At 41.9% G+C, this 15,888-nt stretch carries 13 protein-coding genes and 1 tRNA gene; 2 read left to right on the forward strand and 12 right to left on the reverse strand.

What is annotated here, in order from left to right:
• Nucleotides 1–115: 115 nt before the first annotated feature.
• From waaC to PARA125_RS05925, 12 genes are all read right to left on the reverse strand, one after another.
• On the reverse strand, nucleotides 116–1,168 hold the full coding sequence (gene waaC / locus PARA125_RS05870; protein WP_213157789.1) for a lipopolysaccharide heptosyltransferase I: 1,053 nt from the start codon (nucleotides 1,166–1,168) through the stop codon (nucleotides 116–118).
• Nucleotides 1,165–2,052: an RluA family pseudouridine synthase gene (locus PARA125_RS05875; protein ID WP_213157790.1), complete on the reverse strand. Its 888-nt coding sequence runs from the start codon at nucleotides 2,050–2,052 to the stop codon at nucleotides 1,165–1,167. Before PARA125_RS05875 ends, waaC begins: the two co-directional genes overlap by 4 nt.
• 2 nt (nucleotides 2,053–2,054) lie before the next feature.
• Nucleotides 2,055–3,083: a phenylalanine--tRNA ligase subunit alpha gene (gene pheS, locus PARA125_RS05880; protein ID WP_213157791.1), complete on the reverse strand. Its 1,029-nt coding sequence runs from the start codon at nucleotides 3,081–3,083 to the stop codon at nucleotides 2,055–2,057.
• A gap of 149 nt (nucleotides 3,084–3,232) precedes the next feature.
• The gene (gene rplT, locus PARA125_RS05885) at nucleotides 3,233–3,589 is read right to left on the reverse strand and encodes a 50S ribosomal protein L20 (protein ID WP_213157792.1); all 357 of its coding nucleotides are present in this window, start codon (nucleotides 3,587–3,589) and stop codon (nucleotides 3,233–3,235) included.
• 78 nt (nucleotides 3,590–3,667) lie between these two features.
• Nucleotides 3,668–3,862 carry a 50S ribosomal protein L35 gene (rpmI, locus tag PARA125_RS05890; RefSeq protein WP_213157793.1) on the reverse strand — a complete coding sequence of 65 codons (195 nt, stop codon included), beginning with the start codon at nucleotides 3,860–3,862 and terminating at the stop codon, nucleotides 3,668–3,670.
• A 44-nt stretch (nucleotides 3,863–3,906) separates the two neighbouring features.
• Nucleotides 3,907–4,467 (reverse strand): translation initiation factor IF-3, encoded by a 561-nt coding sequence (infC, locus tag PARA125_RS05895; protein WP_213157794.1) that lies wholly within the window; start codon nucleotides 4,465–4,467, stop codon nucleotides 3,907–3,909.
• A 20-nt stretch (nucleotides 4,468–4,487) separates the two neighbouring features.
• Nucleotides 4,488–6,209, reverse strand: coding sequence for a His/Gly/Thr/Pro-type tRNA ligase C-terminal domain-containing protein (locus PARA125_RS05900; protein WP_213157795.1), 1,722 nt, complete (start codon nucleotides 6,207–6,209; stop codon nucleotides 4,488–4,490).
• Between the two features lie 19 nt (nucleotides 6,210–6,228).
• Nucleotides 6,229–6,302: transfer RNA gene (locus PARA125_RS05905), tRNA-Val, on the reverse strand.
• Nucleotides 6,303–6,670: 368 nt separating this feature from the next.
• Entirely contained in the window at nucleotides 6,671–7,996 is a 1,326-nt protein-coding gene (gene hemL / locus PARA125_RS05910) for a glutamate-1-semialdehyde 2,1-aminomutase (RefSeq protein ID WP_213157796.1), read from the reverse strand.
• A gap of 4 nt (nucleotides 7,997–8,000) precedes the next feature.
• Nucleotides 8,001–8,477 (reverse strand): low molecular weight protein-tyrosine-phosphatase, encoded by a 477-nt coding sequence (locus PARA125_RS05915; RefSeq protein ID WP_213157797.1) that lies wholly within the window; start codon nucleotides 8,475–8,477, stop codon nucleotides 8,001–8,003.
• 107 nt (nucleotides 8,478–8,584) lie between these two features.
• Nucleotides 8,585–10,528: a bifunctional serine/threonine-protein kinase/formylglycine-generating enzyme family protein gene (locus PARA125_RS05920; RefSeq protein ID WP_213157798.1), complete on the reverse strand. Its 1,944-nt coding sequence runs from the start codon at nucleotides 10,526–10,528 to the stop codon at nucleotides 8,585–8,587.
• Nucleotides 10,528–11,433, reverse strand: coding sequence for a hypothetical protein (locus PARA125_RS05925; protein ID WP_249274221.1), 906 nt, complete (start codon nucleotides 11,431–11,433; stop codon nucleotides 10,528–10,530). Before PARA125_RS05925 ends, PARA125_RS05920 begins: the two co-directional genes overlap by 1 nt.
• Before the next feature lie 197 nt (nucleotides 11,434–11,630).
• On the opposite strand from PARA125_RS05925, the gene yidC reads away from it, so the two are divergent.
• A complete protein-coding gene (gene yidC, locus PARA125_RS05930; RefSeq protein WP_213157799.1) occupies nucleotides 11,631–14,156 on the forward strand; it encodes a membrane protein insertase YidC in 2,526 nt (841 codons plus the stop codon).
• Between the two features lie 222 nt (nucleotides 14,157–14,378).
• Nucleotides 14,379–15,767 carry a DnaA ATPase domain-containing protein gene (locus PARA125_RS05935; protein WP_213157800.1) on the forward strand — a complete coding sequence of 463 codons (1,389 nt, stop codon included), beginning with the start codon at nucleotides 14,379–14,381 and terminating at the stop codon, nucleotides 15,765–15,767.
• Nucleotides 15,768–15,888 lie beyond the last annotated feature (121 nt).

Here is a 15,888-nt window from a genome sequence, read left to right on the forward strand (position 1 = left end):
TTTGGTTGTAAGGACAAAATCCGGGTTTTGTGCGGCTTGTGCTAAAGAGGAGGGAAAATTTTGGTTTGCAATGTTAAATTGGATAGCCATAAAAATTTCCCCTAAAAAATTTTATTTAATTGAAATATCTTGAGCAGTGGGTGTCAAAAGAGAGAAAAAGATCAGTAGCAGAAAGCTCTCGTATACACGCCCCTGTTTTACATCTTCGCAATGCTGGGCAACGCTTGGTAAAAACCTGACCATAAGGGCATGCCCCTTGAAAGCTAGCGTTTTGCTCCCCCAAAGGCTGGTATTTTGAAGCTAAGGAGGCGCCAAAAATGCTAAACGTCGGGGTGCCCGTTGTCCCAGCTAGATGCAAAGGAAGTGAATCCATGGCCAAGACAAGGCCCACTTGGCTCATCAAATTTTGCAATAAAGGCAAAGGGAGCTTATTGACAATTTGGCTGTTTTGCCTGAACTGCGCATGCAGCCTATTAGCCACCTCTTTTTCTTCAGGAGATCCCCAGATCAATAAATAATGGCAGCCAAATTTTTGTTGAATCATCTGTAACAATTCAGCCAATGTCTTTTCGGGCAGCTGTTTATTGCGCCAAATTGCCCCTGGACAAACCATTACCGTTTTTTTTGAAGTTAGAAGAATCGATTTAATAGATGCCTTCTCCTCTTCTGCAATTTTCAATAAAACCTTTTGAGGAAGGTAGGTATGATCGTTAAAAAATTGCTGAGGAATAGCTAAGTAATCCTCCCGAATATTGTAACCCGCTGGAGGATCAAACTTCGCATTTGTCACCAGTAAATTTGGCCATTCAGGCGCTGAGTTCCAGCCAAACCCAACTTTTTTGGCGGCTTTAGCCATTGCCGTAATAAACGCCGATTTGCTATTGCCTTGCAAATCGAATAGGACGTCGTAAGTCACCTGGCGCAAAACCGAAAAGGTTTTGCAAATTTCTCGAAAATTTTCTCGTAAAGGAAAAAACTTTCGCCACTTTTTAGTATGCACATGCAGCACATTCGAAACGGCAGGATGCCCTTCTACAAGCTCAGAAAACGGCTTTTCTACCACCCAATCAATTTGAGCCTCAGGAAAGCGGTTTTTTAAATAATCAAGGACGGGGAATGCTTGGATAATATCCCCTAAAGATGATGTCTTAACAAGGAGAATTTTCATATCAGCCTTAATTGCTCAAGGGCTTGTTTAAAATCGGAGGGAAGCTCTGCTATCAACTTGATCTCTTTTCCTGTGGCGGGGTGAGGAAAAATGATTTCATAAGCATGTAGCAAATAGCGAGAAGGCTGATAAGGACAGCGGAATTGACGACCATATTGATAATCTCCCAAAATGGGATGCCCCATTTCACTCATATGCACTCGAATTTGATGGGTTACACCTGTAATGGGATGGCACCGCATTAAAGAACATTGCGTCCCCTTTTTTTCTCTTATCCAATCTGTACACGCGTGCACCCCTTTTGCTCCGCTAGTTTGTCCCCAGACTGTTTGCCCTTGATATTTATGCAAGGGAGCGAGATTGTTATCAATTGTGCCTTTTTCTTTATTAACTAAGCCATCCACAATTGCATAATAAGTTTTTCTTACTTTAAAAAGTTTAAATAAATAAATCATTTTTTGCAAAATAGATTCTGACTTAGCAAACAAAAGAACGCCTGTAGTTTCACGGTCAAGGCGATGAATAAGCTGAAGGGAGGGGTCTTGTTGATGCACAAGCCGTACAATTCCCGTGGAGTCGCAATTAATTCCGGCGGGCTTATCATAAATAAAAAGATCTGAGTCTTCATAGAGGACCCGCTTGGCTTCAAATTTTAACATGGGGGAAGCAAAAAAGGATTGAAGCTTTTGATGATCGCATTCAATTTGATCTCCTGTAGCCACCCGCGTAGAGGCAAAACGTTCCACCCGTTGATTCACTCGGAAAAGATGATGCTCAATGGCGCGCTTAAGCTGCTTAGCAGAATAAACATCCTCAAACTTGCGCTTAAGAAATGCGCCTAGCGTCATTCCCGATTCTGAAGAGGCCACTTTCCAGATATGCATATTTACACTTGTGGAAATTGGGTCAAAAAGCGGATATCATTTTCTGTAAAAAGACGAATATCGCTTACCCCATGCTTCAATAAAATTAAGCGCTCGACACCCATTCCCCAAGCAAAACCGGTATAAACTTCAGGGTCTATATTTCCATATTTAAGCACTTCAGGATGGACCATTCCAGCCCCTGCGATCTCAAGCCAACCTGTATGCTTGCAAAGATAGCAACCGCTTTTATGACAGTTAAGACAAGAGATATCAACTTCCATGCCTGGCTCTACGAAAGGGAAATAGCTTGGGCGATAACGTGTTTCGATTTCTCGTCCAAAAAATTTTGCCACAAACTGATCCATGGTTGCTAAAAGGTCGGCAAAAGTGACTCCTACATCTACATACAAAGCTTCTACTTGATGAAAGAAAACGTGTGAGCGCGCTGTAATGGTTTCATTTCGGTAAACCTTTCCTGGCGCAATGATACGGATGGGTGGCCGATTAGCTTCCATGATGCGTGCTTGGATATTGCTAGTATGGGTCCTTAACAGCATATCGGAAGAAAGATAAAAGGTATCTTGCATATCACGCGCTGGGTGATCAGGCGCAAAATTTAAAGCTTCAAAATTGTAGTAATCCGAATCAATATCGGGTCCATATTGAACGGAGAATCCCATTTCGATTAAAATGTCGATCATCTCATCAAGCACTTGCGTGATAATGTGTTTGCGACCTGCAAAATGCTTGCGCCCGGGGAGAGTGACATCAATCACTTCTTTTTGCAATTGAGCATGCTCTTCAGCCGCTAAAAATCGCGTCTGGCTTGCTTCTAATGAACTTTCAATTTCCTCTTTCAGCAGGTTAATTTGCTTGCCAGCTTCTGGGCGCTCTTCAGGCGAAACATCACGCAAAGATTTCATCAACTGCTGAAGAGGTCCTTTTTTTCCCAAATATTTAACCTTGATCTGTTCCAAATCAGCAGAAGAGTGCGCACCGCTTAGTTCTTTGGCAAATTCTTTCCGTAAGGACTCTATAGTTATGCTCATTATTTTACTCACGTTGAGAGGTCTTTATTGAGGGTTCAATAGGAACCCAAATTCAGGCTAAGACATGGGAAACGAGAGGCTAGATCTCGCCCCAAAAAAAAAGCAGAGCCGGTTAGGGCTCTGCTTAAAAACAGTCGATATCAAAACCTCTATGCGAGGGATGCCTTTGCACAACCCACTACAGCAGCAAAGCTACTTGGGTCACGTACTGCGATATCGGCTAACATTTTTCTATCTATTTCACATCGCGCTTCTTTCAGTCCATGGATCAACTTACTGTATGACATTCCATGAATCTTTGCTGCAGCACTGATACGCATAATCCATAAACTACGAAAATCTCGTTTTTTCAGTTTGCGATGGCGATAATTATATGCCATAGCACGCATGACAGCTTCAGTTGTTAGGCGCAAGTGATTTTTGCGATCCCCAACAAATCCTTTCGATAGTTTACGCAGTCTTTTTTTGCGGCGATGTGAAGCGACAGCGTTGGTTACTCTAACCATGCTAATCTCCACTATTTTTACATCTAAGCTTATAGCCTAGACACGTTTATTATTGCATCCGCATAATAGCAGATGCCTTTATACGCACATCAAACGTTTATAAGTCTTGAGTTGTGCCTCATCCACTAGGGCTGGCTTTGACAACTGACGTTTCCGCTTGGGTGATTTTTTAGTCAAAATATGCCGCTTTCCAGGATGGCCTCTTTTGAGCTTCCCTGTGCCAGTCAATTTAAATCTGGCTGCTACGGCTTTTTTTGTTTTCATTTTGGGCACTGTCATTCTCCTAAAATAAAATACTCTTAATCGTTTTAATTCGTCTACTCTTCAGACGAACCGGCATCTTCTTGAGAAGATGGACGCTTAGGAGCTTCTTTTTTCTTTTTTGATCCAGGTGCAAGAACTACATTTAATATCCGCCCAAACATTTTCATGGGAGCTTCAGGAGCCGCTATTTCCTCTAGTTCATCACAAAACTTTTGGACAACTTTTTTCCCTATCTCAGGGTGCATGGTTTCACGCCCACGAAACGTACAGGTAATCTTGACTTTATTTCCTTTGTGAATAAAGTCCCGAGCATGCCGAAGTTTCGTGTTTAAGTCGTTTTCATCAATGTTAGGCTTAAGCTTAATTTCTTTAACCTTAATTTGATGTTGCGTCTTTTTATTCCCTTTCTCACGTTTCGTTTGCTCGTAACGGAATTTTCCGTAATTCATAATCTTACAAACAGGAGGAGATGAACCAGGAACAATTTCTACAAGGTCTAACCCAGCTTCTTCAGCTCTTGCTAAAGCTTCTTGCGTAGAGATAATTCCAATTTGCTCACCTGTTTGGCTTATTACGCGCACCTTTGGAGCACGTATCTCTCGATTCGCTTTCAATCCGACTCTTAAACTCCTTATTAGCGCTCTTTATCGTCCACATTTTGCTGAAATAAATTTTCTTTTCTCAAATAGGTAAGAAAATCTTCAATCGCAATATCAGCTTTTGCAGTTTTGTCGTCAAAAGAGCGAACAGTCAATCGATTTTCTCGTTCTTCTTTGTCCCCCAGGATCACTAAATAGGGAACACGTTGTCGAGTTGCCTCATAGATTTTTTCAGCCAGCGGATGCTGCCGTTTATCAATGGCAACTCGTAGGTCTTGATTTTTTATCAATCCTTGTACTTTTTTTGCGTACTCCATCACTTTTTCCCCTACGGGAAAGATTCGCACTTGCTCAGGTGCTAGCCAAAAAGGTAAGCGACCCTCGTTTTGCTCAATTAAGAGAGCTATCCATCGTTCGGTCGAGCCAAGTGCAGTCCAACGAATCACCCAAGGGGTAATTTGCTGGCCTTTTGCTTGACTAGCTAATGCGAAGGACTCTGAACTCAAAAGATCAAATTCTAATTGAGGTCCTTTCCATTGCCTATTGAGTAAATCAACTAGCTTAACTTCAATTCTAGGACCTCGCCAAGATGAAGAGGTTTCTTCAACTTGATAATCTAAGTAGCAGAGCTTTAATGCTTCATGCAAAAACGCAATCGCTTGGGGCCATTGTTTTTTTGCCGCCGCATTTTTTTCAGCCTTTGGGTACAAATACCATTGGGCCTCAAAACCAAACACTTTAACGGTTTTCTCAATGAATTGCAAGGAAGAAATCAATTCATCCAAAACTTGCTCTGTTAGGCAAAATAGAGATGCCTGGCTCATTTCGCAAGTGCGCGATTTTAAAAGCCCCTCTAATTTCTCGCTTGCATTCCCAGCAAATCGTGTTTCCGATTCAAAAAACCGAAGAGGAAAAGTCTGGAAAGCTGAAGCTGCAAAAAAAGCGGGAGAAAGTTGTTTAGAAGGAAGGATATACTCTTCCTCCTCCTTTTCAATCATCCAAGTTTGTTCCCGTATTTTTTTTTCGAAAGAGGGCTTAAAAGTAAAGCGCTCTACTGGCAACAAACCGGTCATCCCGATTTTCTGATAGCCGTTTGCAGCATAGCCATTTTCACACCATGCTAGAATAGCTTTGCGCAAAGATTCCCCCCGCGGAAGCCAAATCCAGGAAGCTTCGTCTAAAGGAAGAAACAGCTCCATTTCTTTCCCTAGCTCTAGATGATGTTTTTTTTTATAGCTCGTCCATCTCTTTAAAAAAGCTTTCATCTCATCGCGCTGCAAAAAGGCGATCCCACAAATGCGAGTCACGCGTACTTTCCCAAAGCTGGGATGATAAATTTCTTTTTCATCGCAAGAAAGCATTTTTAAAGCTTTAATAACAGCAGGATCGGGAACCTCTTGTGCGGAGTAAAGATCGTAAAAATCAGCGATTCGGATGAGTTCGACGATATTTTCCTCCATATTTTCAACCAGCTGAGCGTGAAAAGGCTGCCCATGATGTTGAAAAAAATGCACCGCGTTTTCCCGCATCATATGCATTTCTTGGATGAGAGGAGGATTTTTGCATAATTGCCAAAGACGCTCCTCAATTAAAGGAAGCAGCTCTTCTGTAATAGGCTGAGAAAACAGACAATCGTAGTAAAAGCCGAACTGATTACTATTTCCTTGTACAAGCTGAACATTGGGAAAGAGATCGCGAAGAACGCACCCTAACAACTTAGAGATAAGCAAACGAAGCGATGCAGGTATAAAATTCATGAAATTTGCAAAGGAAAAATGGGATATAGCTGACTTGAACAGCTGACCTCCACGATGTCAACGTGGCGCTCTAACCAACTGAGCTAATACCCCATCTAATTCATGTATGGGCTTTGATCACTGAACAAAAAACAATAGCTGAACGGACTAAATTTGAGCAAGCAAAAATAACTCCAAGAGATCACATAACGCTAAAATGATAAAATGAAGGGAGAATTTCTCCTAGCTAAACCTTGGCCATCTCTTCAAAGTGAGAGACCCCTTGCGTCAGCGCCCGTGTGGCCTCCTATCACCAAAGGAGGAGATAGAGCTACTTTAAAGATAAAGTGGAAAGAATACCCTCATGCGGCAGAGTGATAAAAGGCTTGCCAAAAGAATTTCGCCTATTGGCTCCCCGCTTGTTTGCCCCTGCCCCACTTAAACCCCTCCAATTTTTTTTTAAAACTGAACACTCCTCAAATCTATTGAATTTGAAAGTCAGCTCTTAAAAAAGATAAAATTGCCTCGCGCGTTTTTTCAAGGTGCTCTATTTCATGCGCGCTCGACACAAACCACGCCTCATGTTGAGAAGGAGGAACATATATCCCTTGCGCAAACATAAAGCGGAAAAAACGCGCAAAACGAGGAAAATCTAGCAATTGAGCCTCTTCATGATTTGTCACTTTTCGCCTGCCGAAAAATAGGGTAAACATGGATCCCACCTGCTGCACGCAAGCAGGAAGCTCATTCCGAAGTAGGAATTCTTGAACAGGCTGCACAATTAGGTGAGTTTTTTCTTCTAATTTTTCATAAAAGCCTGGCTGCTCTGCTAAGACAAGCGTTTGCAAGCCCGCTTCCATCGCAATAGGGTTGCCTGAAAGAGTTCCAGCTTGAAAAACAGGTCCAAGCGGTGCTAGATAATCCATGATTTCTTTTTTTCCCCCGAAGGCCGCTGCTGGAAATCCACCCCCTATAATTTTTCCGAAGCAAGTCAAATCAGGTTTGACAGGATAGATTCCTTGAGCGCCCCGCAATCCTAATCGAAAGCCAGTAATCACCTCATCGAAAATTAGCAAGCTTCCCGCTTCGCGTGTTTCTTTGCGCAACAATTCGACAAATTCTGGGTCTGCTGGGACCACCCCCATATTGCCAGCCACAGGCTCTAAAATCACGGCGGCGATTTGATCCCGCAATTTAGGATCTTGGAAAATCTCTCTTACCGCTTCTCTATCGTTAAAGGGCAAAGAAATCACGTGCTTGACAATGTCCGCAGGAATACCCGCTGAGGAAGAAGCCGGCAAATCTGCTACACTCGATCCCGCTTTAACTAAAAAAAAATCCGCATGACCATGGTAATGGCCATTAAATTTAATGATATAAGGGCGCCCTGTGTAACCACGCGCTAAACGCACCGCGCTCATCGTCGCTTCCGTGCCTGACGACACAAAACGGATTTTCTCTACAGAATCGATCCACTGCACCACTTTAGAAGCCAGTTGTCCCTCTATAGCGCTTGTTACCCCGAACGTTGTCCCTTTTTCCAATCTTTTTTGAACAGCAGCGAGTATTTTTGGATGAGCGTGTCCGTGAATTAAAGCTCCCCATGAGCCACAGTAATCAATAAACTGATTCCCATCTACATCTTGTATAAGATCTTTTTCAGCACTTTCCGCTACTAAGGGAAGTTGGTCTAACCCTTTACAGGCACGTATGGGCGAATTGACTCCTGCCGGAATGACGGAACATAAATGGTTATATGTTAATTGTGAAGCAGCTCTTTCTGCTAGGGGCCCTGATTGGCAAACCATACTTTTAAATTTTATTTTGTTTAGTTAAATAATTTAAGAATCCTTCACATGCATCTTCCAAAATATCCAGTACCCTTTCAAAATCCCCTCTTCCCTGATAAAAAGGGTCAACGATTTCTTCATTTGGATAACATGGACTATAAACAGTCATAAGGTGAATTTTAGTTTTCTGCTCGGAAGAGGCTGCGTGTTGATAGAGTAGATTTAAAATTTCATGATCAGCTGCAAAAATATAATCGAATTGATCAAAAAATTCATATTTGAATATTTGCGCCCGAGAGGCAAGCACAACGCCTCGGTTTTTTGCTGAATCGCGCATCCTTTCATCTGGCAAATGCCCAACATGCCAATCGCCAATTCCACAGCTTTGAATGTGAAATAAATCACTTCTGCCTTGTTTATTAACAAGATGGCGCAAAACCCCTTCTGCAGCAGGAGAGCGACAAATATTTCCTAGGCAGACAAAAAGAACGGAAATCATAGACGATGCTTACCTTCCATATAGCTGAGATCTCTTTTGAACTCTTTTGTAGTTATCTTTTCTGTTTTTATTCATCTAAAAGAAAAAGGTTTCTAAAGAAATCTTTATCACTGAGCATCGGCTGCGCAACGAAAACCGTACGTTCCATTCACCGTTCCGGGATTATTGCGGTGGCGACGTGAGCAGCGCAGATCTTCTTTCAAGCTCTTCCAGCATCCTCCCCGCAAAACGCGGTAAACTCCTTGCAATGGACCTTTTGGATTTTCAGGCTCTTGGACCGAAATTTCGTAATAATTATATCCATACCAATCATGGCACCATTCGTAAACATTCCCTGCCATATCATAAAGGCCATATCCATTAGGCGCATAGCTCATGACAGCCGTAGTATCTGCACTGAAAAAATTGGCTTGGTTTTTCTCAATGTCATCGCCCGTGGGGAATAAATAGTTGGAAAAACCGCCATAAGCCGCGACCTCCCACTCCACTTCAGTAGGAAGTCTTTTTCCCACCCATTTAGCATACGCCAAAGCCCCATACCAAGTTACACCCACGACAGGGTGCCTGTTGTATCCAAATTCAATATGAACTTTTCCCCCGCTTCTTTTAATGCGAGAATCCCGCAGACGGATAATGTCATGGTGATTAGTGTCTTTCTCTCCCCCCATTACTTCTAGGAAGCGGGCAAATTGCTCATTGGTGACAGGATGAATATCCATCGCAAAACTGTCAACTGTCACTTGGTGGCGTGGCATCTCATCCCGATTTCCGCTAGCGCTTCCCCGCGCAAACACACCGCCGGGGATGCTTACCATATCCGTCATTAAAGGCTGAATATTTTCTATCTCTTTTTTCTCCGGTAAATATTGCTTAACGGTGGTATCGAGCTGAAAGATAATCCCAGGGTCTAAATCTGTTTTCGGGCGTTCGAGCTGAGCGACATTTAGAATCGGACGCAAAGATTTTTTGGAAATATCTTCAACAGGCTCTGCTGGAAGTTCTACAGGAGGTAATGGCTCGATCATCTCTGCTACACTCAGTTGAGGCTCAGCGCAGCTCATTTCTTCTTTTTCTGCCTGCACAGCTTCTATAAAAGAATCAACCTCCACTTTTTTTTGAGCTTTTCGTTCATTCTTGCAACTTTCCAGTAAGCTTAGCAAATTGGCAGGACGCTTCTCTGGATTAACTTGCAAACATTGGCTAATAAGAGTGTCCCAATCGTATTGATAACCAGGCAATAAAGCGGATGGCATTTCAAAAAAGCCCTCAGGATAACAGCCACACAGCAAAAAGTACGCTAATATTCCGAATGCATAAATATCAGCTTTCGCATCGCCAATTTTACATTCTTCCAATTGCTTTTGTTCAGGGGCAAGGAAGAAATAGTTTTGTAAAAAAGAAGCATGCAGGGGGGTTAATTTTTTAATGTCGAGAGGAGGAACAGGATACCCCTCTTGGGCAATCCCTCCACTGGAAGCAATCCCAAGGGCTTCAGCGAGCACTTTATAGCTACGTGCCAAAATTGCACCTGGCCCAATAATTTTTGATAAGCCGAAATCTGACAGATGAATATTAATGCCTGCCTTTCCCTTGCTAATCAGAATATTATTTAATTTTAAACCGCGGTGCGCTAGACATGTTCCGACTCCTTTTCGACTATGAGCGTAATCGAGCGCATCTGCAATTTGAGCTAAAATATGGTAAATTTCTTCTTCCTTAATTTGCTTATGGCGAGCTCTTAGGTATTGAGCAAGGTTGGTCGTTTCACCGTTTTCATCTACTACACAATCTGTTACAAGAAAATGGTGACCCTGGGCAAAAGAAATATTGTGTACTTTAACGATGTTCTCGTGATCGAGTCCCGCTAAGAGACCGACCTCTTCTTCAAAACGCTGCACAAACGAGCGCTCTTGAGAGAGTTCTTCAGGTAGCACTTTCAAGGCAACCTGCCGTTTCATAAAACGATGTTCGGCAAGATAGACAATCCCTAATGCGCCTTGTCCAATGCTTTTAATAATTTTGTAATCCCCGAGAATTTTTGTATCAGTCATTAAGCTTCCAACTGTTTAAGCCGTTTTCGAAATTCATCAATCACCTTGCTTTGCGTATACCACTCATTTGCTTTATTTAAAAATCTCTTCCCAAGGTCGAACTGTCCTGTCGCTAAAATGCGTTGCATGTAAAAGGCAATATCCATTCGGGGAATGATCATATTTATGTCGATTATTTTATTCAAGTATCTGTCTAGCATTTGTGAAAGTTCATTTTCGGGAGCAAAAAGTAACGCCATTTTATACAGGGTATGATCTTTTGGGTAAGCTTCTATAGAGAGTTGTAACTGTTCTAAAATTTGTTTACGCTGGACTTCATGCTCTTCTATGGTTCTGGCCCGTTCATAAAGTTTAATATGCAAAAGGGCTTTCGCTTTATAGGCCATAAAATGATAAGGGTTTCTCTCATAAGAATCTAGGAAGGTACAAAAAAAACGTTCAAAATCCCCTTGATTTGCATAAGCTGCTGCGACTAAATAGCCCAGCTGGGCATAATCGGGATGTGGCGCTAAAACAGAGGCATAACTTTTTAAAATATTAACAGCTATTTTTTGAGGATTTTCTTGTAAGTTGAGGTAATCAGCCAAAGCCTTTTCATAAATCCTTTTTTCTTCAGGCGTCATCTCTGCTCCCTTTTCTAAAAGGGGCACTTGCTCAATCCCTTCAAGAAAAGCTTTAAAAGCTTTTTCAGCTTCTTGGTCTCTCCAATAAGCAATCACTAATCCTTTTAAAATGTCTTTAGGAGGTTTTGCTTTTTTTTCGAGCATTTCCTGGTAAAGCTGGATGGCTTTTTTATAATTCTTCTCACTCGCAGCCGATTCCACTTCGTCCAGTCCATATCCCCCTTCGAAAGAACTCATTCCTAAAAAAGCACAAAACCCCAAAAGCAAGTGAAAACGAGACATAATTCAATCCTAAATTGCTTATTACCAACAAATTAAATTAAAAATAGGTTAAATTCTAAAGCGGATAATCCCCGAGTTTTTTCTTTACCGGTTTCGGAAGCTTATGATAAACTCAAGTCTTTTTCAAACTTTATTAACACTGGATGAGATCAAAGGTTAATCCTGTGACCTCTTTGATCTGCGCAGCATAGGACAACATGGATAAACGCACACTCCTTCTAGTTTTTTCATTTACACTGATTCTTTTGTTTATTAACCAGTATTTTCAGCAGCAAAACGATGAGTCTGTTCGAATCTGGCATCAGCAGCAAACAGCCAAAAAGCAAGAAAAAGTCGCTAATTTAGAGGCATTGCTTCAAAAACATCAAAATTCAACAAGTGAATTACCTGTTGTTTCGTTATTTCAGCAAGAGGGCGGAAAAGAGTTCTTAAGCCACGGTTTGCTATTTGAGCCCTTTATTTTAGCCTTATCTTGGAATAAGGAAGCTGCTCCTGCTGAAATTTATGCCAGCCCTTCCCCCACCGATTCTCCGAAAAAATTTCATCTAACTTTTCAGCAAAAAGGGGAAGAAGGTCTTCTTGTCTACCAAGAAGCTGCGGAGCAACCTTTGCCTATTCCTCGTTTTCCAGAGTTTGGAACTTATGATTTACAGCTGGTCACCCCTCTAGCCACTCAGAGTCCTTCTTATCTTACGCAATTGGGTAATTACACAGATGGGCATTTTTCTTTACCACAAGAAGAGCTCACCAAGTTGAAAAAGCAGTTGGATGAACACTATACTCCTCCTCCAACGCTCATGAACACAGCGATTGTCCTATTCAAAAGAGAGGGGCAAGCCTACCCTGTTGCCATTTACCGTAAAAATAGCCCAGCTCTTACTTACCTCAGTGAAATGCCGGATTTGTCTACACAAATGATTGCTCCTCAATCTTCAGCCCAACAAGCGGCTCAAGAAGAGTTATTCTATGTCTTAGAAACCCCTTACCAGCAATTGGTTTTCTCCAATTATGGAGGGGCTTTAGCCGAAATCAACCTTCCTGTGCAAAGCAAGCAAAATCCAAAAAGCGTGGTTAAAGAAATCGAATTTGACCGTGAAATGGTAGCTCATCATCCAAACAATGCCTACTTTCCTGCCCACCCTTACTTTACACCGGCAGAAGGGAAGGACTCCCAAAACTTTCAGTATCACACACAGGGGCAATTAGGAGGCTATTACCCTTTGCTGAGAAGAGATTTATTCCCTTCTGGAAATCAAAAAATTGTCCGAATTTCTCCTGTTCACTATGCGTTTAATTTAATCTCGGAATATCCCGAAATTTCCCATCTTGTTTACACCGTTAAGCACTTTGATCACAATAGCATTACCTTCGAAGCAAACCAAGGTTTCCGCCGCATTACAAAAACTTATACGCTTGAAGAAAACGAGAAAAACGCTCCTTATTGCTTCAATGCCACTATTAAGATTGAAGGGGATAGCCGAGGATTATGGGTAACTTCTGGTGTTCCTGAAGTAGAAATTATTTCTGGCTCTCCGGCTCCAGCTTTGAAATATCGGATTACCCGCAAAGGGAAATCAGAAGTTGTATCCATCTCGCCCCCAAGTGATGCTACGACTGTCACTTCCATCTTTCCCGATTGGATTTGTAATTCTAATGGCTTCTTAGGGACAATTTTAGATCCTTTAACAGAAATTGACCCTGGATTGCGTGTCGATCATGTTTCTGGAATCGAAGTTCCTTCTCGCTTAACTGTCCTTGGACAGCAGACAGACCGATTTAAAGCGCAAGATCTTCCCGGATACATGACCTTGCTTCCCCTGAAAAGTAGTGGCGGAACGGCGACATTCCGTATGTTTGCAGGCCCATTCGCCAGCAAAGTGCTGAAAACAGTCGATACCACATTTTCCAATCCTGAAACAGGCTATAATCCCGACTACATCGCTTGCCAAAGCTTTCATGGATGGTTTTCGTTTATCTCGGAGCCATTTGCGAAGTTTTTATTTATTCTGATGCAATTTTTCTATGCCGTGACAGGATCGTGGGCCTTTTCCATTGTCTTGCTAACGGTGGCGTTGCGTATTATGCTTTACCCCTTAAATGCATGGTCGACAAAATCCATGCTACGCCTGCAGCAAATCGCACCTGAAGTCAAAGCCATTCAAGAGCGCTACAAAAAAGACCCTAAAAAAGCTCAGCTGGAAGTGATGAATCTTTATAAAGAGCGGGGTGTCAATCCTGTGTCTGGATGCCTTCCTCTCTTGATTCAAATGCCCTTTTTGATCGGGATGTTTGACCTGCTTAAGTCCACCTTTGAGTTAAGAGGCGCCTCCTTTATTCCAGGCTGGATTGATAACTTAACAGCTCCCGATGTACTCTTTAGCTGGGCAACGCCTATCCCCTTGATTGGAAATCAGTTTCACTTGCTTCCTATCCTTCTCGGCGCGGTTATGTGGATGCAACAAAGATTCATGTCGTCTGCACCAAAAGACGCTAATCAAATGACCGAGCAGGAAAGGCAGCAAAGGGTAATGGGAAATATGATGGCTGTCGTATTTACAGTCATGTTTTATCAATTTCCGTCGGGATTAAATATTTACTGGTTGTCTTCCATGCTGTTGGGAATGCTTCAACAAGGGTGGACCAGTCGAAAAATGAAAAAAGAAACGGCTAAAATTTTGGCTGCTCCCCTGCCCCCAAAGGTAAAAAAAGAAACTAAAAAATAATCTTATAATCTGGGTTTTGAGGAAGCTACTCAAAGCCCAGGTTTTAACTTTAAGATTTTAAACGCCTAGCTGCGAGAAGATAGGCTAAAATTTTCAAAGGGAAGTTCCAAAAATTTGCCCTAGAGAGATAAAAAACTTTATACTTGCCTCTTATTGTATCATTGCACTAGTTTAGGATATTAATAAGGATAATATTTTTGAAAATTTTCTTAGTTTTTTGACATGCGTGCTTGGGACGAATTTCTAACACTTCAAGAATCTGAAATAGGAATCGAAACAGTTCATAAGTGGCTGCGTTCACTCAAGATTGTTCGTTATGACGCTTGCAATCTCTACCTGCAAGCAAAAGATTATTTTCAAGTCATTTGGTTTGAAGAGCATATGCGCCAAAAAGCAAGCTCTCGACTATTTAACAACAATAACAAACGGATCAAAATTCACATTGCGGCTGCTGCCGAACGATCGAAAACTACCAAAGGAAAAAAAGAGAAAGAAGGGACAGCAGAAATAGCTTCTCCTAAATTTCACTTAACTTTTGACCAGCTCGACCCTTATTGTACCTTTGACCAATTTGTCATTTCAGAAAGCAATCTCTTGGCTCTTAAGCTCCTTTGCAAAATCACAGGTTTTGATTCCGTTTCCAAAACTTTCATTCCCCCTACTTCTGATCTAGCAGCTTTTAATCCGATTTATCTTTATGGAAAAGAAGGAACTGGCAAGACCCACCTGTTAAAGGCCACCGCGGATGCTCTAAAAAAACAAGGGCTGTCTGCGATTTATACCCGCGCTGAAACATTTACAGAACATGTTGTCAGCGCAATCCGTGCCGGTGAAATGAGTACTTTTAGACAGGCTTATCGGAATATAGATGTGCTTTTAATTGATGACGTGCATGTTTTCTCGCGCAAAGGAGCTACTCAAGAAGAACTGTTCCATACCTTTAACGCACTCCACCTTTCTGGAAAGCAAATTGTATTAAGCTCTCATTGCTTACCGGGGGATTTACAGCTTATTGAGCCACGCCTTGTGAGTCGATTCGAATGGGGAATCGTTTTACCTCTCGAATCTTTAAATAATAAAGAAAAGCAAGAAATGCTTACGCGTAAAGCTCGAGCTTTTAATTATCCCCTTAACCCCAAAGTCGCGCAATTTCTACTAGACACGTTCACAAGCAGCACAAAAGCACTTGTTAGATCTCTTGAAGCCCTCATCCTACGCTCCCACCTAAATTTAAAAGGCAGCAGCATTACGACCAATCCTACCCCCTCCATTATTCAGGTCAAGCAATACTTAGCCGATTTAATTAAAGAAGAAGAGCAAACATCCCTAACCCCCAATAAAATTGTTCAGGCCGTGGCCGAATTTTACGGGATTCGCACTGAGGATATTTTAGGAAAAGCACAAAGCCGAGATTGTGCCCTGCCGCGTCAAATCGCCATGTACTTATGCCGCAATCAATTAAAAATCCCTTACATGAAAATTGGGGATCTTTTCGCCCGCGATCACTCCACCGTGATGTCTAGTGTCAAATTGATTCATAAAGGAATTGAACAGGATAAAACCGATTTATCGGGATCCGTTTCGGCCATTCTTAAAAAACTTAAAGCTTAAAAGACCTGATGTTTCCTAACATATCCCTGCAAGGAATTTAAAGCATTTAAACTCAAAAGCTTGCTGAGAGAGAAGACGCAAAGCTGCAGAACTGGCAAAATAGGGAGTGCAGTAGCTTTAA

The sequence above is a fragment of the Parachlamydia sp. AcF125 genome, from assembly GCF_018342475.1.
In the GTDB taxonomy this organism is placed as follows: Bacteria; Chlamydiota; Chlamydiia; order Chlamydiales; family Parachlamydiaceae; genus Parachlamydia.

What these genes read in the sequence shown, in the direction of transcription:
- waaC (WP_213157789.1), bottom strand. Translation starts at nt 1,168, where the DNA reads ATGAAAATTCTCCTTGTTAAGACATCATCTTTAGGGGATATTATCCAA.
- PARA125_RS05875 (WP_213157790.1), bottom strand. Translation starts at nt 2,052, where the DNA reads ATGCATATCTGGAAAGTGGCCTCTTCAGAATCGGGAATGACGCTAGGC.
- pheS (WP_213157791.1), bottom strand. Translation starts at nt 3,083, where the DNA reads ATGAGCATAACTATAGAGTCCTTACGGAAAGAATTTGCCAAAGAACTA.
- rplT (WP_213157792.1), bottom strand. Translation starts at nt 3,589, where the DNA reads ATGGTTAGAGTAACCAACGCTGTCGCTTCACATCGCCGCAAAAAAAGA.
- PARA125_RS05900 (WP_213157795.1), bottom strand. Translation starts at nt 6,209, where the DNA reads ATGAATTTTATACCTGCATCGCTTCGTTTGCTTATCTCTAAGTTGTTA.
- hemL (WP_213157796.1), bottom strand. Translation starts at nt 7,996, where the DNA reads ATGGTTTGCCAATCAGGGCCCCTAGCAGAAAGAGCTGCTTCACAATTA.
- PARA125_RS05915 (WP_213157797.1), bottom strand. Translation starts at nt 8,477, where the DNA reads ATGATTTCCGTTCTTTTTGTCTGCCTAGGAAATATTTGTCGCTCTCCT.
- PARA125_RS05920 (WP_213157798.1), bottom strand. Translation starts at nt 10,528, where the DNA reads ATGACTGATACAAAAATTCTCGGGGATTACAAAATTATTAAAAGCATT.
- PARA125_RS05925 (WP_249274221.1), bottom strand. Translation starts at nt 11,433, where the DNA reads ATGTCTCGTTTTCACTTGCTTTTGGGGTTTTGTGCTTTTTTAGGAATG.
- yidC (WP_213157799.1), top strand. Translation starts at nt 11,631, where the DNA reads ATGGATAAACGCACACTCCTTCTAGTTTTTTCATTTACACTGATTCTT.
- PARA125_RS05935 (WP_213157800.1), top strand. Translation starts at nt 14,379, where the DNA reads ATGCGTGCTTGGGACGAATTTCTAACACTTCAAGAATCTGAAATAGGA.